The sequence below is a fragment of the Mycobacterium sp. E2327 genome (genome assembly GCF_001672675.1).
Taxonomy (GTDB): Bacteria; Actinomycetota; Actinomycetes; order Mycobacteriales; family Mycobacteriaceae; genus Mycobacterium.
In genome coordinates, this window is record NZ_LZKE01000024.1 from 1 (window position 1) to 15475 (window position 15475).

At 69.8% G+C, this 15475-nt stretch carries 18 protein-coding genes and 1 pseudogene; 7 read left to right on the plus strand and 12 right to left on the minus strand.

Translation table 11 applies throughout. From position 1 onward, the window contains the following. Nucleotides 1–168, plus strand: a pseudogene (locus A5712_RS31705) (hypothetical protein); the annotation flags it as partial. Between the two features lie 1051 nt (nucleotides 169–1219). Here A5712_RS31705 and A5712_RS02645 read toward each other — a convergent pair. Then, nucleotides 1220–1732, minus strand: coding sequence for a DoxX family protein (locus A5712_RS02645; protein WP_068100973.1), 513 nt, complete (start codon nucleotides 1730–1732; stop codon nucleotides 1220–1222). Between the two features lie 64 nt (nucleotides 1733–1796). Between A5712_RS02645 and A5712_RS02650 the strand changes: the two genes are divergently transcribed. The 3 genes from A5712_RS02650 to A5712_RS02660 all read left to right on the plus strand — a co-directional run bounded on the left by A5712_RS02650 (nucleotide 1797) and on the right by A5712_RS02660 (nucleotide 4679). Continuing rightward, nucleotides 1797–2396 carry an NADPH-dependent F420 reductase gene (locus tag A5712_RS02650; protein WP_255404391.1) on the plus strand — a complete coding sequence of 200 codons (600 nt, stop codon included), beginning with the start codon at nucleotides 1797–1799 and terminating at the stop codon, nucleotides 2394–2396. Between the two features lie 142 nt (nucleotides 2397–2538). Further along, a complete protein-coding gene (locus A5712_RS02655) occupies nucleotides 2539–4068 on the plus strand; it encodes a pyruvate, phosphate dikinase (protein WP_068100886.1) in 1530 nt (509 codons plus the stop codon). After that, nucleotides 4065–4679, plus strand: a complete 615-nt coding sequence (locus A5712_RS02660; RefSeq protein ID WP_068100888.1) for a MarR family transcriptional regulator — start codon at nucleotides 4065–4067, stop codon at nucleotides 4677–4679. Before A5712_RS02655 ends, A5712_RS02660 begins: the two co-directional genes overlap by 4 nt. Before the next feature lie 3 nt (nucleotides 4680–4682). On the opposite strand, the gene A5712_RS02665 is transcribed toward A5712_RS02660, so the two are convergent. The 3 genes from A5712_RS02665 to A5712_RS02675 all read right to left on the minus strand — a co-directional run bounded on the left by A5712_RS02665 (nucleotide 4683) and on the right by A5712_RS02675 (nucleotide 7463). After that, on the minus strand, nucleotides 4683–5924 hold the full coding sequence (locus tag A5712_RS02665) for a WS/DGAT domain-containing protein (protein WP_068100890.1): 1242 nt from the start codon (nucleotides 5922–5924) through the stop codon (nucleotides 4683–4685). Between the two features lie 4 nt (nucleotides 5925–5928). Continuing rightward, nucleotides 5929–6834, minus strand: coding sequence for an alpha/beta fold hydrolase (locus A5712_RS02670; RefSeq protein ID WP_068100892.1), 906 nt, complete (start codon nucleotides 6832–6834; stop codon nucleotides 5929–5931). Between the two features lie 146 nt (nucleotides 6835–6980). Beyond that, nucleotides 6981–7463 (minus strand): VOC family protein, encoded by a 483-nt coding sequence (locus A5712_RS02675; RefSeq protein ID WP_068100893.1) that lies wholly within the window; start codon nucleotides 7461–7463, stop codon nucleotides 6981–6983. 135 nt (nucleotides 7464–7598) lie between these two features. Between A5712_RS02675 and A5712_RS02680 the strand changes: the two genes are divergently transcribed. Then, on the plus strand, nucleotides 7599–8480 hold the full coding sequence (locus A5712_RS02680; protein ID WP_068100895.1) for an alpha/beta fold hydrolase: 882 nt from the start codon (nucleotides 7599–7601) through the stop codon (nucleotides 8478–8480). On the opposite strand, the gene gnd is transcribed toward A5712_RS02680, so the two are convergent. Both gnd and A5712_RS02690 read right to left on the minus strand, forming a co-directional pair. Beyond that, complete coding sequence (gene gnd, locus A5712_RS02685; protein ID WP_068100897.1) at nucleotides 8477–9499, minus strand: phosphogluconate dehydrogenase (NAD(+)-dependent, decarboxylating); 1023 nt, start codon at nucleotides 9497–9499, stop codon at nucleotides 8477–8479. The two genes, A5712_RS02680 and gnd, sit on opposite strands and share 4 nt — an antisense overlap. Before the next feature lie 13 nt (nucleotides 9500–9512). Next, a complete protein-coding gene (locus A5712_RS02690) occupies nucleotides 9513–10922 on the minus strand; it encodes a glucose-6-phosphate dehydrogenase (protein ID WP_068100980.1) in 1410 nt (469 codons plus the stop codon). Between the two features lie 103 nt (nucleotides 10923–11025). On the opposite strand from A5712_RS02690, the gene A5712_RS02695 reads away from it, so the two are divergent. Continuing rightward, nucleotides 11026–11859: an adenylate/guanylate cyclase domain-containing protein gene (locus tag A5712_RS02695; protein ID WP_068100898.1), complete on the plus strand. Its 834-nt coding sequence runs from the start codon at nucleotides 11026–11028 to the stop codon at nucleotides 11857–11859. Here A5712_RS02695 and A5712_RS02700 read toward each other — a convergent pair. After that, nucleotides 11811–12020, minus strand: a complete 210-nt coding sequence (locus tag A5712_RS02700) for a hypothetical protein (protein ID WP_068100900.1) — start codon at nucleotides 12018–12020, stop codon at nucleotides 11811–11813. The two genes, A5712_RS02695 and A5712_RS02700, sit on opposite strands and share 49 nt — an antisense overlap. A 95-nt stretch (nucleotides 12021–12115) precedes the next feature. Between A5712_RS02700 and A5712_RS02705 the strand changes: the two genes are divergently transcribed. Further along, nucleotides 12116–12796, plus strand: coding sequence for a guanylate cyclase (locus tag A5712_RS02705; RefSeq protein ID WP_068100902.1), 681 nt, complete (start codon nucleotides 12116–12118; stop codon nucleotides 12794–12796). On the opposite strand, the gene A5712_RS02710 is transcribed toward A5712_RS02705, so the two are convergent. The 5 genes from A5712_RS02710 to A5712_RS02730 all read right to left on the minus strand — a co-directional run bounded on the left by A5712_RS02710 (nucleotide 12793) and on the right by A5712_RS02730 (nucleotide 15439). Then, nucleotides 12793–13116, minus strand: coding sequence for a putative quinol monooxygenase (locus tag A5712_RS02710; RefSeq protein ID WP_068100904.1), 324 nt, complete (start codon nucleotides 13114–13116; stop codon nucleotides 12793–12795). The genes A5712_RS02705 and A5712_RS02710 overlap by 4 nt on opposite strands. Nucleotides 13117–13354: 238 nt before the next feature. Further along, on the minus strand, nucleotides 13355–13897 hold the full coding sequence (locus A5712_RS02715) for a glycoside hydrolase (protein WP_068100906.1): 543 nt from the start codon (nucleotides 13895–13897) through the stop codon (nucleotides 13355–13357). Between the two features lie 269 nt (nucleotides 13898–14166). Further along, nucleotides 14167–14580, minus strand: coding sequence for a VOC family protein (locus A5712_RS02720; protein WP_068100908.1), 414 nt, complete (start codon nucleotides 14578–14580; stop codon nucleotides 14167–14169). A 74-nt stretch (nucleotides 14581–14654) separates the two neighbouring features. Further along, nucleotides 14655–15035: a hypothetical protein gene (locus tag A5712_RS02725; protein ID WP_369830350.1), complete on the minus strand. Its 381-nt coding sequence runs from the start codon at nucleotides 15033–15035 to the stop codon at nucleotides 14655–14657. 14 nt (nucleotides 15036–15049) lie between these two features. Continuing rightward, nucleotides 15050–15439, minus strand: coding sequence for a hypothetical protein (locus A5712_RS02730; RefSeq protein ID WP_068100910.1), 390 nt, complete (start codon nucleotides 15437–15439; stop codon nucleotides 15050–15052). Between the last annotated feature and the right edge of the window lie 36 nt (nucleotides 15440–15475).

Here is a 15475-nt window from a genome sequence, read left to right on the forward strand (position 1 = left end):
GCCGCCGGCGGGGACGGCGGGCTGTTGTTCGGCAACGGCGGGATCGGAGGCTCGGGAGCCGCGGGCGCCGCCGGCGGTCACGGCGGGGCCGGCGGAGGCATGTTCGGCGCCGGCGGCGCCGGCGGCACGGGCGGCGCGTCGGCGACCGGCAACGGCGGCGCCGGCGGGGCCGGCGGCAACGGCGCGCTGTTCGGCGCGGGCGGAACGGGCGGCGCCGGCGGACGCGCACCGAGCGCCAACACCGGCGGAGCCGGTGGCGCGGGCGGCAACGCCGGCCTCTTCGGGGGTGCCGCCGGGAACGGCGGCGCCGGCGGCGTCGCCTTCACACCGGGCGTCAACGGCAACGGCACGGGTGGCGCCGGCGGGGCCGGCGGCGCCGGCGGGCTGATGTCTGCCGGCGGAATCGGCGGGAACGGCGCGTTCGGTCAGACCAGCGGCGCCGGTGGGGCCGGCGGCAACGGCGGCATGCTGTCCGGCGACGGCGGGGCCGGCGGCGCCGGTGGGTTCAGCAACCTCAACGGCAGCAGCGGCGCCGGCGGCGCCGGCGGCAACGGCGGGCTGTTCGGCGCCGGGGGCACCGGCGGGACCGGCGGGGCCGCCCTGACGACCGCTGGCGCCGGCGGCCGCGGCGGCAACGCCGGCTTGCTCAGCATGGGTGCGGCCGGCGGGGCCGGCGGCGGTGGCGGCAACAACCTCGGGTCCGGCACCGGTGGGATCGGCGGCGCCGGCGGCAACGGCGGCCTGCTCTTCGGCGACGGCGGCGCCGGCGGCCAGGGTGGCGGCGGCGGGTTCAGCGGCGCGACCGGTGGGGCCGGTGGCAACGCCGGCCTGCTCAGCGGCTCGGGCGGCGCCGGCGGCGCCGGCGGAAACTCGGGCGACAGCGCCCTCACTACCGGTGGCGCCGGTGGGGCCGGCGGCAAGGGCGGCGCGATCGGGGATGGCGGAAACGGCGGCGCCGGTGGGGCCGGTACCGGCAATACGGGCGGCAACGGCGGCACTGGCGGCAATGCCGTCGTGATCGGCGACGGCGGTAACGGCGGCAACGGCGGGACCGGCAACCCGCCGGGCGCGCCCGGCGCCGGCGGAACCGCCGGGCTGGTGCTGGGCCAGAACGGGAAAAACGGGACGCCCTAGCCGGACGGTGCTGCGCGAGCGTAACGCCACCGCGACAAATCGGGCCGATCCTCGCAGTGGCGTTACGGTCGCGGCGCTGCGGCGGCTATCCCGCCTGCTTGACCGGCGGCCGGTAGAAGATCAGCAACTGCCCGACGGCGCCGGCCAGGCCGAGTCCCGCCGAGATCACCAGGCCGGGCCAGCCGGGGAACCACAGCTTGTCGCCGAAAATCAGGTAATCCAGGCTGAGCTTCCCTGGACCCAGCGTGGCCACCGCGACGGCGCTGACCGCCAGCACCAGGTTGTACTCCCAGCCCTCCTTGACGATGAAGAAGCCGTTGGCCCGGTGCACGGTCCACGCCGCGACCAGCATCAGCGAGACGAAGCCCGCGGCCGGGATCGGCGTGAGCAGCCCGGCCGCCAGGCCCAGCCCGGCGGACACCTCGGTGATGGCGGCCACGGTGGCGTGGAACTTGCCCGGCTTCATGCCGATGCTCTCGAACCACCGAGCGGTTCCCGGAATCCGGCCGCCGCCGAAAAACTTGTTGAAGCCGTGCGCGGCGAGCGTCAGTCCCAGCACCAGCCGCAGGAGCAGTAACCCGACGTCATACACATTCATAGGTGCAAACCTAGCGGGTAGCGGTCCGAGATCCGGAGAGGAGCCCGACACCAAGATCGCGATCATTGGTGCCGGCAAGGTGGGAAAAGCATTGGGCACCGCGTGGGCCGATCGGGGCCACCGGATCATGTTCGGCGTGCGAGCTCCGGACGACCCGAAATACGCGTCGCTGGGTTCCGTCGAGACCAACGAATTTGCCAGCGCCGCAGCCGACGTCGTGGTGCTGTGCACGCCATGGCAGAGCACGCAGGCGGCGCTGCAGGGCTGCGGCGACCTGTCGGGCAAAGTCCTCATCGATTGCACCAACCCGTTGACACCCGACGTCGCGGCGCTCGAGGTCGGGTTCGACAACTCCGGTGCCGAAGAAGTCGCGAATTGGGCGACCGGCGCCCGGGTCTGCAAGGCGATGAACCAGATCGGCGCGTCGATGATGGACGCCCCCCGACTGCCGGGCCGGCCGGTCATGTTCGTCTGCGGAGACGATGACGACGCCAAGGCGGTGACCGCCCGGCTGGTCGGCGAACTCGGCTTCGAGACCGTCGACGTCGGCGACCTGACACTGGCGCGCCTGCTCGAGCCTTACGGGCTGCTGTGGATCCACCTGGCGCTGCGCCGCGGACTGGGCACCAACTTCGGCTTCGGGCTGCTGCGCGGGCAGTCCTGACATACTCGTCGAGGCCCGCCGGGACGGTCCCGGCAAAGCGTGCCGCACGACGAGGGGGTGCACCACGACCCGAAGCGAGGAGGGCACCCCGGACAACGCGGCCGTCGTCGCGCTCGACGGCGACGCGCGTCACCCGAGGGAGCTGCTCGGCAACAAGGGCCACGGCATCGACGCGATGCGCCGGCACCACCTGCCGGTACCGCCCGCGTTTTGCCTCACCACCGAGGTGGGCCGCAACTGCCTGGCGGACCCCACCGCGACGTTGGACGCGATCTGGGACGAGGTGCTCGACCGGATGCGCTGGCTGGAGGCGGAGACGTCGCGCAGCTTCGGGCGGGGCCCGCGGCCGCTGTTGGTCAGCGTCCGCTCGGGGGCCACGCACTCCATGCCCGGCATGATGGACACGATCCTCGACTTGGGCATGAACGACGCCGTCGAAGACGCACTCGCGGCCGAAGGCGGCCCGCAGTTCGCCCAAGACACCCGGCGGCGCTTCACGCAGATGTATCAGCGCATCGCGGGTAGGCCGGCGCCGGCCGAACCCTACGCACAGCTGCGCGCCGGCATCGAGGCGGTGTTCGCATCCTGGGACTCGCCCCGCGCGGTCGCCTACCGCGCCCACTACGGCCTCGACGATCGGGGCGGCACCGCCGTCGTCGTGCAGGCGATGGTGTTCGGCAACCGCGGCCCCAACTCCGGTGCGGGAGCGTTCTTTTCGCGCAACCCGATAACGGGCGCCGAACAGCCCTTCGGCGAGTGGCTTCCCGGGGGGCAGGGCGACGACGTGGTGTCGGGACTGGTCGACGTGGGACCGATCACGGCGCTGCGCGACGAGCAACCGGCCGTCTACCACGAGCTGACGGACGCTGGCCGCCGCCTGGAGCGGCTCGCGGCCGACGTCCAGGAGATCGAGTTCACCGTCGACGGCGGCAAGTTGTGGCTGCTGCAGACGCGGGCGGCCGAGCGCTCGGCGCAGGCCGCCGTGCGGCTGGCCCTCCAGCTGCGCCACGAGGGGCTCATCGACGACACCGAGGCGCTGCGCCGGGTGACGCCGGCGCATGTCAAGGCTTTGCTGCAACCCTCGTTACAGCCCGAAACACGTTTGGCCGCACCACTTTTGGCCGCCGGGCTGCCGGCGTGCCCGGGTGTGGCATCCGGCACCGCGTACACCGACGTCGACGAGGCGCTCGACGCGGCAGACCGGGGCGAACCGGTCATCCTGGTGCGCGATCACACCCGGCCCGAAGACGTCCTAGGCATGCTGGCCGCCCAAGGAATCGTCACCGAGGTCGGCGGCGCCGCCAGCCACGCCGCGGTCGTCAGCCGCGAATTGGGCCGGGTGGCCGTGGTGGGCTGCGGCCGCGGCGCCGCGGCCGCCCTGGCCGGCCGCCACATCACCGTCGACGGCTCCGAAGGTGAAGTGCGCGAGGGCAATCTGAGCCTGTCGGCGTGGTCGGAGAACGATACGCCGGAACTGCGTGAGCTGGCCGACATCGCGCGGCGCATCAGCCCGCTGCGCGCGCACGCCGCCGGCGACCATCCGAGGCTCGATGACGCCTCCGACGCCGCGGTGCGCGCCGCCATCGACGAAGGGCACACCGACGTGGTTTCACCCAACCCGCTGATCGTCATGCTGACCGCGCTGCGGCTGACGGCAGGGGTCGCCACGTGACCGAGTTGCTTGTGCTCCAAGCGGTCCGGCTGAAGGGGCGGGTGCGTCCGGCCGACCTGGCCGCGACCCTGGGCCGCGATCCCGGGGACGTCGCCGCAATCGTGGAGCGGCTGACCGCGTCGGGGCTACTGGTCGACGGCGCGGCGTTGCGTCTCAGCCCCAGCGGCCGCGCCCGGTTGCAGGCGTTGCTCGACGAGGAGCGCGCGGGCGTGGACCCGGCCGCGATGGCCGCCGCGTATGACGAATTCCGGCCCGTCAACACCGATTTCAAGTCACTGGTCACCGACTGGCAGCTCAAGGGCGGCCCGAACGGAGCCCCCAACACCCACGACGACCCCGAATACGACGCCGCGGTGCTGGCGCGCCTCGACGCGGTGCAAGCGCGGGTGCTGCCGATCATCGAGGCGGCCGCGGCGCAGTTGCCGCGGTTGATCGCCTACGCGGCGAAACTGGGCGCGGCGCTGGACAGGGTGAAGGCGGGCGACACCGCCTGGCTGGCCAGACCGCTCATCGACTCCTACCACACCGTGTGGTTCGAGTTGCACGAGGAACTGATCGGCGCCATGGGCATGACCCGTGAAGAGGCGGCGAAATCGGATGACGCGCAATAGCTCTCACAACACGGCATCCAGCAGTCGGACGTACTCGTCGATATCGGGAATGGCGGACTCGGCGGCGTGCACGCTGATCGCCACGGTGTCGCCGATGCCATGCACGCCATGAGTCAAGCCCATCGCCGGCGACAGCGCCGGGTACCCGGCCGTCAGCGCCACCGGGGCGCCGCCGAAGCTCAGGTCGGCGGCCCCGCGGTTGACGCTGGACACCACGGTGTTACCGGCCACCTCGGTCGGGCGGAGGTCGGCGTCGAACTGCGCGATGCCCCAACGCAGTAGCGCGGCGGGCACCGCGGCGAACGCCCGGTCGGCCGCACGCGTGGCCGGATGTTCGAAGCGGCGCCGGCCGTTGGCCAGGTCGGCGGCGATGCGCTCGACCCGGGCATCGACGCCAAGCTTCGGGTAGAGCCCGACGACCACGTTGCCGAAGTGGTTATGCGCCTGTGCCACAGCCGGTTTGGCCATCGGCACCTCGGCGCCCAGCGAATCTGTCCCCTCGCCGAGCAGCGTGGACAGCGCGGTGGACACGGCGGCCAGCGCCCCGACGGTGACCGTGGGGCCGCGCAATTGCGAGCGACGCCGGACCAGCGTGCGCACCGATCGCGCGGCGCCCGGACGGGCGTTGGTGGCCTGCAGCGGACGGGGCCCGAGCGCCGGCGCCAGCAACCCGGCCCGGGTATCGCGAATCAGCCGCCGATGGGCGCGCGCCGCATCGACGGCCCGCCAGGGCAAGAACCCCGCCGACGGCCGGGCCACCTCCGGCACCGGCGCGTCGCGGCCGAAAAGCCAGGCCGCCATCGCCGCCGCGCGCGCGCCGTCGGCCAGCGCGTGCGCGATCTGCAGGACCGCGACGGTGCCCGCTTCGCGCACCCCCGGAACGCCCCGCACCGGGGTGAACACGTGCAGCCGCCACGGCATCCGGCGCGCGTCCAGCTGGTCCGCCGCAAGGCCGGCCACGGCTGTCAGGCATTCGCTCCAATCCCGGACGGCCGGGTCGTGACGGACCACCGATTCCGGATCGACCACCGCCGGCACCCACCGCGGATAGGCCAGCCGGCCGCGTTCCCGGATCCGAACCGTCAGGCCGGGGCACTCGCGCGCCCGCCGGCACACCCGCTCGACCGCGCCCCCGACATCCGCGGGTTCGCCGTCGAACGCGTACAGCAGGAACTCGTCGTTGGGAATCTTGGCCGACATCCAGTAGAACTGCGCATCGACGGCCGCCATCCGCCGCGCCGTCATGGCCTCAGCCGGGCGAGCCGATGAACGTGAGCACCAGGTTGGCGACCTTGTCCGGCTGTTCGAGCTGCAGGAAGTGTCCCGCGTGGTCCACGATGGCGGCCTCGCTGCCCGGCGGCAGCGCCTTTTCCGTCCACTGGGTGAAAGCCGATGTCATGCAACCGTCGTCGCGGCCATGCAGGTAGAGACTGGGCAGCAACGGCGCCTCGGTCCACAGCCGGTTCAGCTCGGCGTACTTCTCCGGCGGCCGCGGCGCGCGGATGGTGGCACGGTACGGTCCCAGCGCCGCCCGCCAGCTCTCCGGCGTGCCGATCGCGGCGTCGACGTGGCGCAGGTCCTCGTCGGCGTGGTAGCCCGGCGACCACCGCCGCCACAGCAGCGGCAGCACCCACGACGCGGAACGCTCGGGCAGCCAAGGCAATTGGAAGTAGAGGATGTACCAGCTGCGCAGTAGCTGCGGCGGTAGGTGGCCGATGAGCCGCGCCCGCTCGGCCACGCCGCCCCGGCGACGGAAGCCCGCGGTGACCGGCACCGACATGATGACCGCCTTGGCGAACGGGCTGTCGGGCATCGCGGCGAGGCCGGTCGCGGCCATGGCCCCCCAGTCGTGGCCGATCACGACATCGTGCTCGGTGCCGCCCGCGGCCGAGCGCACCCGCAGGGCATCGTCCATCAGCGCGCCGACGTGAAAATCGCCGTCGGTCGGGATCGACGAGGGCGCGTACCCGCGCATGAACGGCGCGACGACCCGCCACCCCGACTCGACGAGTCGCGGAGCGAGCTTGCGCCACCCGTACGCGGTGTCGGGGAAGCCGTGCAGGCACAACGCGATCGGGGCGTCCGGTGGCCCCCAGGTGAGCGCCTTCAGGTCACCGGCCGGGCCGGGCACGTCGATCCAGCCCGGCTCACCCACCCCGGTCCCCCTGGGCATCCTCGGCCAATGTTCACTCCTGTTCGGCGCGTCCGCACCGACCAACCTAACGCCTGCGCGCCCGGGACGCACCGACCCCCCGCCGAGATCAACCAGATCCACGCCGCGGCAATGCCTTTCGATCCCGGCTACCGGGTCAGCTCCCCCGCCACCGCGCGCTCCAAGTCGGCGATGATGATCTTGCGCATGCCGTACATCGCCGCGGTGGCGGCCGCCGCGCGCGTCCGATCCGGGTCGCCGATCAATTCGTAGAGCCGGTCGGGGATGACCTGCCAGCTCAGGCCGAAGCGGTCCTTGCACCAACCGCACTGCGATTCCTCGCCGCCGTCGGTCAACCGCTGCCAGTAGTAGTCCACCTCGTCCTGGTCCTTGCAGTGGATCGTGAACGACACCGCCTCGCTGAAGTGGAAGTGCGGGCCGCCGTTGATGCCGATGAATCGCGCGCCGTCCAACACGAAACTGCCGGACAGGACCGTTCCCGGCTCCCCCGGGCCGGCCTCCGTCGTCCGGTTGAAGCCCTCGATCCGCGAGTTGGGGAACACCGAGGTGTAAAACTCCGCCGCCTCTTCCAGGTTGTTGTCGAACCACAGCGAGGGCGTAATCGGTGGCATGGCCGTTCTCCTTGCATTCGTCGTAGGTGTGTCCCCGGGATAGACCGCGGCGGCGACGAGAACTCATCGGGGGCCCACGCGACGGTGAATAGGTTACCTAGGTAACGTCGAGGGGCGATCTACGAGAGGACTCACATGAGCGCCGTGAGCAGCAGTTTCCAGACGGTCGAGTTTTCCGGCCACCAGGGGATCACCCTGGTCGCCGACGAATGGAATCGCGGCGCAGCCCCTCTAGCCAACAAGCCGGCCGACCGGCCCACGATCCTGATGCTGCACGGCGGCGGCCAGAACCGGTTTTCCTGGAAGAACACCGGCCAGATCCTGGCCGACGACGGGTTTCACGTCGTTGCGCTGGATTCGCGGGGGCATGGTGACAGCGATCGCGCACCGGACGCCGACTACGACGTCGAGACGCTGACCGCCGACGTGATGCACGTGCTGGACGCCATCGGCCGGCCGGTGGCAATCATCGGCGCGAGCATGGGCGGGCTGACCGGAATCCTGGCCGCCGATCGCGCCGGCCCCGACCGGGTCACGCAGCTGGTGCTCGTCGACGTGGTGCCCCGATTCGAGAAGGGCGGCAGCGCCCGCATCCGCGACTTCATGTTCAGCGGCCTGCACGGGTTCGACTCGCTGGAGCAGGCCGCCGACGCCGTCGCCGCCTACCTGCCCTACCGCGAGAAGCCGCGCAGCCCCGAGGGGCTGAAGAAGAACCTCCGCCTGCGCGACGGGCGCTGGTACTGGCACTGGGACCCGGCGTTCATGACCAAGCCCGGCGACGACCCCGAACTGCGCACCGAGAAGTTCGAGCACGCCGCGACCAACCTGTCGATCCCCGTCCTGCTGATCCGCGGGAAGCTGTCCGACGTCGTCAGCCCCGAGGGCGTCCAGCATTTCCTCACCCAGGTACCTCGCGCCGAGTTCGTCGAACTGTCGAACGCGGGGCACACCGCGGCCGGTGATGACAACGACGCGTTCAGCGAAGCCGTCGTCGCCTTCGTCGAGCGGGCGAGTTAGTTGGCCGGCTTTTCCGCGTGTCCGCCGAATTGCTTGCGCATCGCCGACAGCGCCTTGTTGGCGAAGTCGTCGAGTTGACGGCTGGCGAAGCGGGACTGCAGGGCGGTCGTCAACACCGGTGACGGCACGCCCTCGTCGATCGCGGCGATGGCGGTCCACCGGCCCTCGCCCGAGTCGGAGACGCGCCCGGAGAACTCCTTCAGCTCCGGTGATTCGTGCAGCGCGATCGCGGTGAGGTCCAGCAGCCACGAGCCGATGACGCTGCCGCGGCGCCACACCTCGGCGACGTCCGGGATGTCGAAGTCGTACTGATAGAACTCGGGATTGGACAGCGGCGCCGTTTCGGCGTCACCTTGCTGGATCTGCTTGCCGATGTCGGCGTTGCGCAAGATGTTCAGGCCCTCGGCGAGCGACGCCATCATCCCGTACTCGATGCCGTTGTGCACCATCTTGACGAAGTGCCCCGCCCCGGACGGGCCGCAGTGCAGGTAGCCCTTCTCCGCTTGCGCGATCTCACCGTCGCGGCCGGGCGTCCGCGGCGCCGCGTCGACGCCGGGTGCGACCGTGGCGAAGATCGGCTCGGCCTGCGCGAACGCGTCGTCGTCGCCACCGATCATCAGGCAGTAGCCCCGGTCGCGGCCCCACACGCCGCCGCTGGTGCCGCAGTCAAGCAAGTGAATGCCGTTCTCGGACAAGGTTTTCGAGTGGCGGATGTCGTCGCGGTAGTAGGAGTTGCCCCCGTCGATCACGATGTCCCCGGGATCGAGCGTCTTCGCCAGTTCGTCGATCACCCCGGTGGTGATGGTCCCGGCCGGCACCATCACCCAGACCACGCGGGGCTTGGCCATCTTCTCGGCCAGCTCCGCCAGCGAGGACACCCCGGTGGTGTTGTCCTCGCCGGCCATCGCCTGCACCGCCTCGGGGCTGTGGTCGTACACGACGCATTCGTGGCCGCCCTTGGCCACGCGCCGAACGATATTCGCGCCCATGCGGCCCAGGCCGATCATCCCTAGCTGCATTTGTCCCGTCTCCTTAAGTTGTCGCCTTCGTGCGGTGGGGTAGCCACGGTTCCTGCCAGCTGTGGTGACCGTGCAGCAGCGACTGCGCCGCCTCGGGTCCCCACGAGCCGGGGTCGTAGTGGTGGATGCGGCCCGGCTTGTCCAGCACGGGCTGCACGATGCGCCAGGTCTCTTCGATGGCGTCCTCGCGGGCGAAGAGCTGGCGGTCGCCGGTGAACGCGGCGTAGAGGAGCCGTTCGTAGGGCCGCACCGCTTCGCCGAGATCCTCCGCGAACGACGAGTCGAGGTGGACGTCGTGCCAGGAGTTTCCGGCTTGTGCGGACAGCTGCAGGCGCATTCCCGGGTCGGGGTCGATGCGCAGGACGATCTGGTTGGGCTCGGGGGGCCGGCGGTTGGGCAGGAAGGAGAACCCGGGGACGTGGTGCAGGAACATCCGAACCTCGGTGACCTTCTCCGGCAACGCCTTGCCGGCGCGCAGGAAGATCGGCACCCCGGCCCAGCGCCAGTTGTCGATCTCGGTCCGCAGCGCGATGAAGGTCTCGGTCTGCGAGTCCTGCGCCACCCCGGCGACGTCGGTATAGCCGCGGTACTGGCCGCGCACGCAGCGCTGGGGATCCAGCGCCGGCATCGCCCGGAACACCTCGGCCTTCTTGTCGTTCAAGTCGTCGGCGCTGGGCCCGACCGGGGGCTCCATCGCGACGAGCGCGAGCACCTGCAGCAGGTGGTTTTGCACGACGTCGCGCAAGGTGCCGACGGCGTCGTAGAACTTTCCGCGGTCCTCGATCCCGAAGTTCTCGGCCATGGTGATGCGGATTTCGGAAATGCTGTCGCGGTCCCACACCTTGGCCAGGCCGTTGTTCGCGAAGCGCAGGTACTGCAATTCTTCGACGGGCTGTTTGCCCAAAAAGTGGTCCACGCGCAGGATTTGGTCCTCGTCGAGCACCGCGCGCAGCCGGGCGTTCAGGTCTCGCGCGGACGCCAGGTCGTGGCCGAACGGCTTCTCCACCGCTACGCGCGCGCACTCCAACAGGTCTACCTTCGCGAGGTTTTCGACGATCGGCGCGAACAGGGACGGCGGCATTTCCAGGTAGTACAGCGGACGGCAATCCTTGCCGATCCGCTTGGCGAGCTCGTCGTAGAGCCCGGCATCGGTGACGTCGCCGTGTAGGTAGGACCACCGGGCGGCGAACCGGTCGAACACCGCATCGTCGAGGGTCTCACCCGAGTCACCGATCGCCTGGCGCGCCCGCTCGATCAGCTTCTCGAGGGGCATGTCGTCACTGGCCACACCGATGATCGGGGACTTCAGCAGGCCGCGCGATTCGAGTCGGTACAACGCGCGGTACGTCATCTTGCGGGCCAAATCACCGGTGATGCCGAAGATCACCAATAAGTTCGACGAACGAATCTCACCGTCGGCCAAGACGCGCACCTCCCTTGAGATTCGCTACCCGCGGCGGCCCGTGCTCAACCCTAGACATTGGGTATGGGCCCGACAACCTGAGCGCCCGGCGGCCTTTGGCAGGATGCCAAGCGTGGGTGACATGCTGCATCTCGCGGTCTACGTCCTCGCCGGGGTGGCCGTGATCGAGGCCGGCGCCATCGCCGTGCTCTCGGTGCTGCTGGTGCGCGGCCGCCGGGAGCTCGAGGAACTGCGAGCGCGGACCGACGCGCGCACTCAGCTGCTGTCGGGCGGGCGCGAGGCCGTCAAACGGGTGTGGAACGCCGCCAACGTGATGCGCAGGGAGGGCTTCGGCGCCGTCGTGCGCAGCTCGATCGAGGACCTCGCGGACTGGGCCGAGGTCGAGCGGCCCGACCTTGCGCGGGTCACCCCCGACGGCCGGGTGGTGATCCTGTTCTCCGACATCGAGGAGTCCACCGCCCTCAACGAGCGCATCGGTGACCGCGCCTGGGTCAAGCTGATCAGCGCGCACGACAAGCTCATTTCGGGACTCGTGCGGGAACGGTCCGGCCACGTGGTCAAGAGCCAGGGCGACGGCTACATGATCGCCTTCTCGCGCGCCGAGGAGGCGGTGCGGTGCGGCATCGATGTGCAGGAAGCGCTGCACAACAACGGAAAACGCAAGCGAAACCACGACATTCGGGTCCGGATCGGCATCCACATGGGCCGCTCCGTGCGCCGCGGCGACGACCTGTTCGGGCGCAACGTCGCGATGGCGGCCCGGGTCGCCGCCCAGGCCGCCGGGGGCCAGATCCTGGTGAGCGAACCGGTACGAGATGCCCTGCGCGACTGTGACGGGATCCGATTCGACGAGGGGCGCGAGGTGGAATTGAAGGGCTTTTCGGGCCGCTACCGGTTGTTCTGCGTCGAGCCCAAAGCCGATCCCGACTTGGATTGAAAGCTCGCCGCGTCGGATTCGGCCAGGCGCTGATGCAGCCGCGCGCGGATCTCGTCGGGCGTGTAGGCGCGTCGCTTGCGTTGGTCGCGGGCCACCAGCACTCCCCCGGCCACGACGCCGGCGACACCGGCGAGCCCGATCCACTTCCAAACCCTGCGCATAATTGACAGGCTATTACCACGCAAGGTCGCCCGCGAAGTCCTCCCGGGCTAATAATGACTGCGGTGGCGAAACCCGAAGCGACGGGCGGATTTACATGCTGACACTGGACCAGGCGCTGGACGAGACCCGGACCGGCGACCTCTGGCTGTTTCGCGGCCGCTCACGACCCGACCGCGCCATCCAGACGTTGACGAACGCTCCGGTGAACCACGTCGGCATGACGGTGGCCATCGACGACCTTCCCCCGTTGATCTGGCATGCCGAGCTGGGCGACAAACTGGTCGACGTCTGGACCGGCACCAACCACCGCGGCGTGCAGCTCAACGATCTGCGCCAAGCCGTCCTGCAATGGACCGACCGCTACCAACAGCGGTGCTGGCTGCGTCAGCTGACGCCGTATGCCACCCGCGAACAGGAGAACAGGCTCTTGCGGGTGATCGCGCGAATGGACGGCACCGCGTTTCCCACCACCGCCCGCCTGACCGGCCGGTGGTTCCGCGGCCGGCTCCCCACCATCAACGACTGGGTGCGCGGAATCCCATTGGTGGACAGGAAGGTTCGTGAGCAGACGCAGCGCCGCAGGCAAGAGCGCAAGATAAGCCTGGAGACGGCGTACTGCGCGGAGACGGTGGCGATCACCTACGAGGAGATGGGCCTGATCGTCACGGACAAGGACGCGAATTGGTTTGACCCCGGGTCGTTCTGGAGCGGTGACGCGCTCCCGCTCGCCCCGGGGTATCAGCTGGGCAGCGAAATCGCGGTCGCCGTCGGCTAATCGACGGTCATTTCCCCCAGCTCGGACCAGCCCGTCGCCTCGACCGTCTGGTTGATGATTTTGGGCGTGGACGTCAGCGCCTGCGGCAGCTCCTGCATCGCCCGCTTGAAGTGATCGCTGTTGACGTGGACGCCTCCTGCCTCGCCGTCCCGGAACGCCTCCACGAGGACGTACTCCGCCGGGTTGTCGAGGCTGCGCGACCACTCGAACCAGAGGTTGCCCTCTTCGGCACGGGTGGCCGCGGTGAACGGGGCGACCAGTTCCGGCCAGCGATCGGTCCACTCCGGCTTGGTCTCGAACTTGACCACGATGAAGATCATGGCCGCAGGATACGTGCCAAGGGGCCCATCGGCGCGCAGCGGTTCTCCAGCAAAATTCGCCTAGGCGTCCACTTTGACGCCTAGGCGAATTTCTGCTATTGGATTTTCGCCGGTTTGGCGGCCCGTCTCACCTGCAGGAAAGTGGCTCGCGTCACACGCAGGCGATTATCGCGATCGGTTCACATCCGCGGGGAATGCGCTCTTATTCGAATAACGAGACCGGCGCGAATCCAATTCTTTATGGATTGGGAATTGCGGGATCCCCGGGCGGCGGCGCGTCCGGCGCCGGCGGTGCCGGGGCCGGGGCATCGACCAAAATCGCGGGCGGAGCAGGCGCCTCCGGCGGCGGCGGGGGCGCGTCCGGCGGCGGCGGGGGCGCGTCGGGCGGCGGCGGCAGTGCGACGTCGCCATCCGGCATCGGCAGGAACATGTGGTGGGTGAATCCCGCCTGGTAGGCGCCGGCGCCCCCGATGTGCACGCCGCCGCGTTCACCACTGGATACCGGCGTGCCGTCCGGCAGCGTCACCGCGGTGTGACCGCCGTTCCAGCCGATGACCAACGCGTTGGGCGCGGTCCCGTACTGGAAGCCGCGCTGCAACAACGCGGCCTCCTCGTTGCCGGTGTTGAACCTGCTGCCGAACACCGGCCTGTCGGTCGCCGCGTTGGCGACCCAAGAAGCGAGCCCAGAGCAATCGGTCCCGGCGGGAGAATCTCCGCCCGGAATATAGGGCGTCCCGGAGACCTGATTGATGAGCGACATCAACGTTGCTAAAACAACCATGGGCAGGCACGGTAGCAATTGCATTCATGACGAACCAAAATTTGTGGCCCTCGTCATGCGTAAATAACGTAATGGCCTGCGCCACATCGATAGCGAACCGATTACAAGCCAGCAAATTTCTCGCCGCGAATTCCGCCGAGTGGCGAGCTCAGCGGGGCCGCAACATCACGACCGGAATCTCGCGTTCGGTCGTGTCGAAGTCCGCGTAGAGCTCGACCAGATACAGCAGCTGCGTGCGCACGCCGTCGTGCGGCGCTGAATCGTCGAATCTACTTCGCCGACAGTCCAATTCCGAATTTGGCGCGGGCTGCGTCGGTAACGGGCGTGAACAGGTTGACCAGATTGCCGTCGGGATCCCGGAACAACAGGGCCCGGTTTCCCCACGGCATGGTCGTCGGTTCCGTCACGACTTCGGCCACGCGGTCGCGCAGCCGCTCGTATTCCGCGTCCACGTCCTCGACCAGGAATTCCACTATCGCGCTGCGGTTTGCCGCCGGCTCGGCCGATCCCTCCCCGAACAGCGGTACCGTCTTGTCGCTGCCGATGGCCAGTGTGCCGACCGGTGTAGGGATCTCGGCGAAAAGTTCGTTCCCCCATACCGCGGAGGCTTCGGTGACCATCTCGTAGAAGCCGACCAGCCGATTGACGTCGGCGGTGATGATGCGGGTCGAAACAAACTTCATGGAGCCCTCCCTGTGGCGGTGTCTTGCGTCGACGCCAGGCTAGGCGGCCCCCCGACAAGCTTCCGACAAGAGCGCTAAACCGGGGTCCAGATCCCGTTGTTCCAGAAGCCCCAAGCGTTAACCGTGGGGTTCCACATCAGCCGAGCCCCGGGCGCCCACGACGGTGGGGGTGGTTGCGGCGGCGCCCACCCCGGCGGGGGTCCCCACGGTCCCCAGCCGGCCGGACCCGGCAGGCCTTGCCAGTCGTGGCAGTGATTCCAGTCCCAGTTGTAGGCGGTGCCCCAGCCGGGGTCCCATTGATCGCCGGGACACCAGTGATTGGTCGGGACGGGAAGCGGAGCCGCCTGCGCCGCGGGTTCGGAGCCGCCGGCCAAGGCGAGGGCGAACACGGCCAATCCGCCCAGCACGCCCGCGGACCGGCGGACCCACGATCGGGTTTGGTTCAGCGTCGCCACTTCACAAGCGTCCACTATGTCGCACTCCCCTCGTCCGGCGACGCCGAGAGGTTTTCGAGACCTCGCCGGCTCTCGGCCACCGCGCGCCTGATTTCGGCGTTCTCCCGTTTGGCGGCTGCTTTCCTGCGCTGCACCCGTTCGTTGACGCGCCGCAGTCGCTCGCGCTCCCGCTGCGCGGTCGCGCCCTCGCGGTCGTCGGCCGCCCGCTCGCGGTCGTCGGCCGCCTGCTCGCGATCGTCGGCGATTCGGTCCCGCTCGTCCGCGACGCGTTCTCGTTCGTCGGCGACGCGCTCGCGCCTGGAGAGCTCGATCTCTCGCCGCGCGAGAGATTCCTCGCGGTTATCCAACCCCGCGGCGCGCCGCCCGAGCTCGTCCCGCGCGTCGGTGCCGCCGTCAACGACCACGACTCACCTTAACGCCGCGCGGCCACCGACGTAATT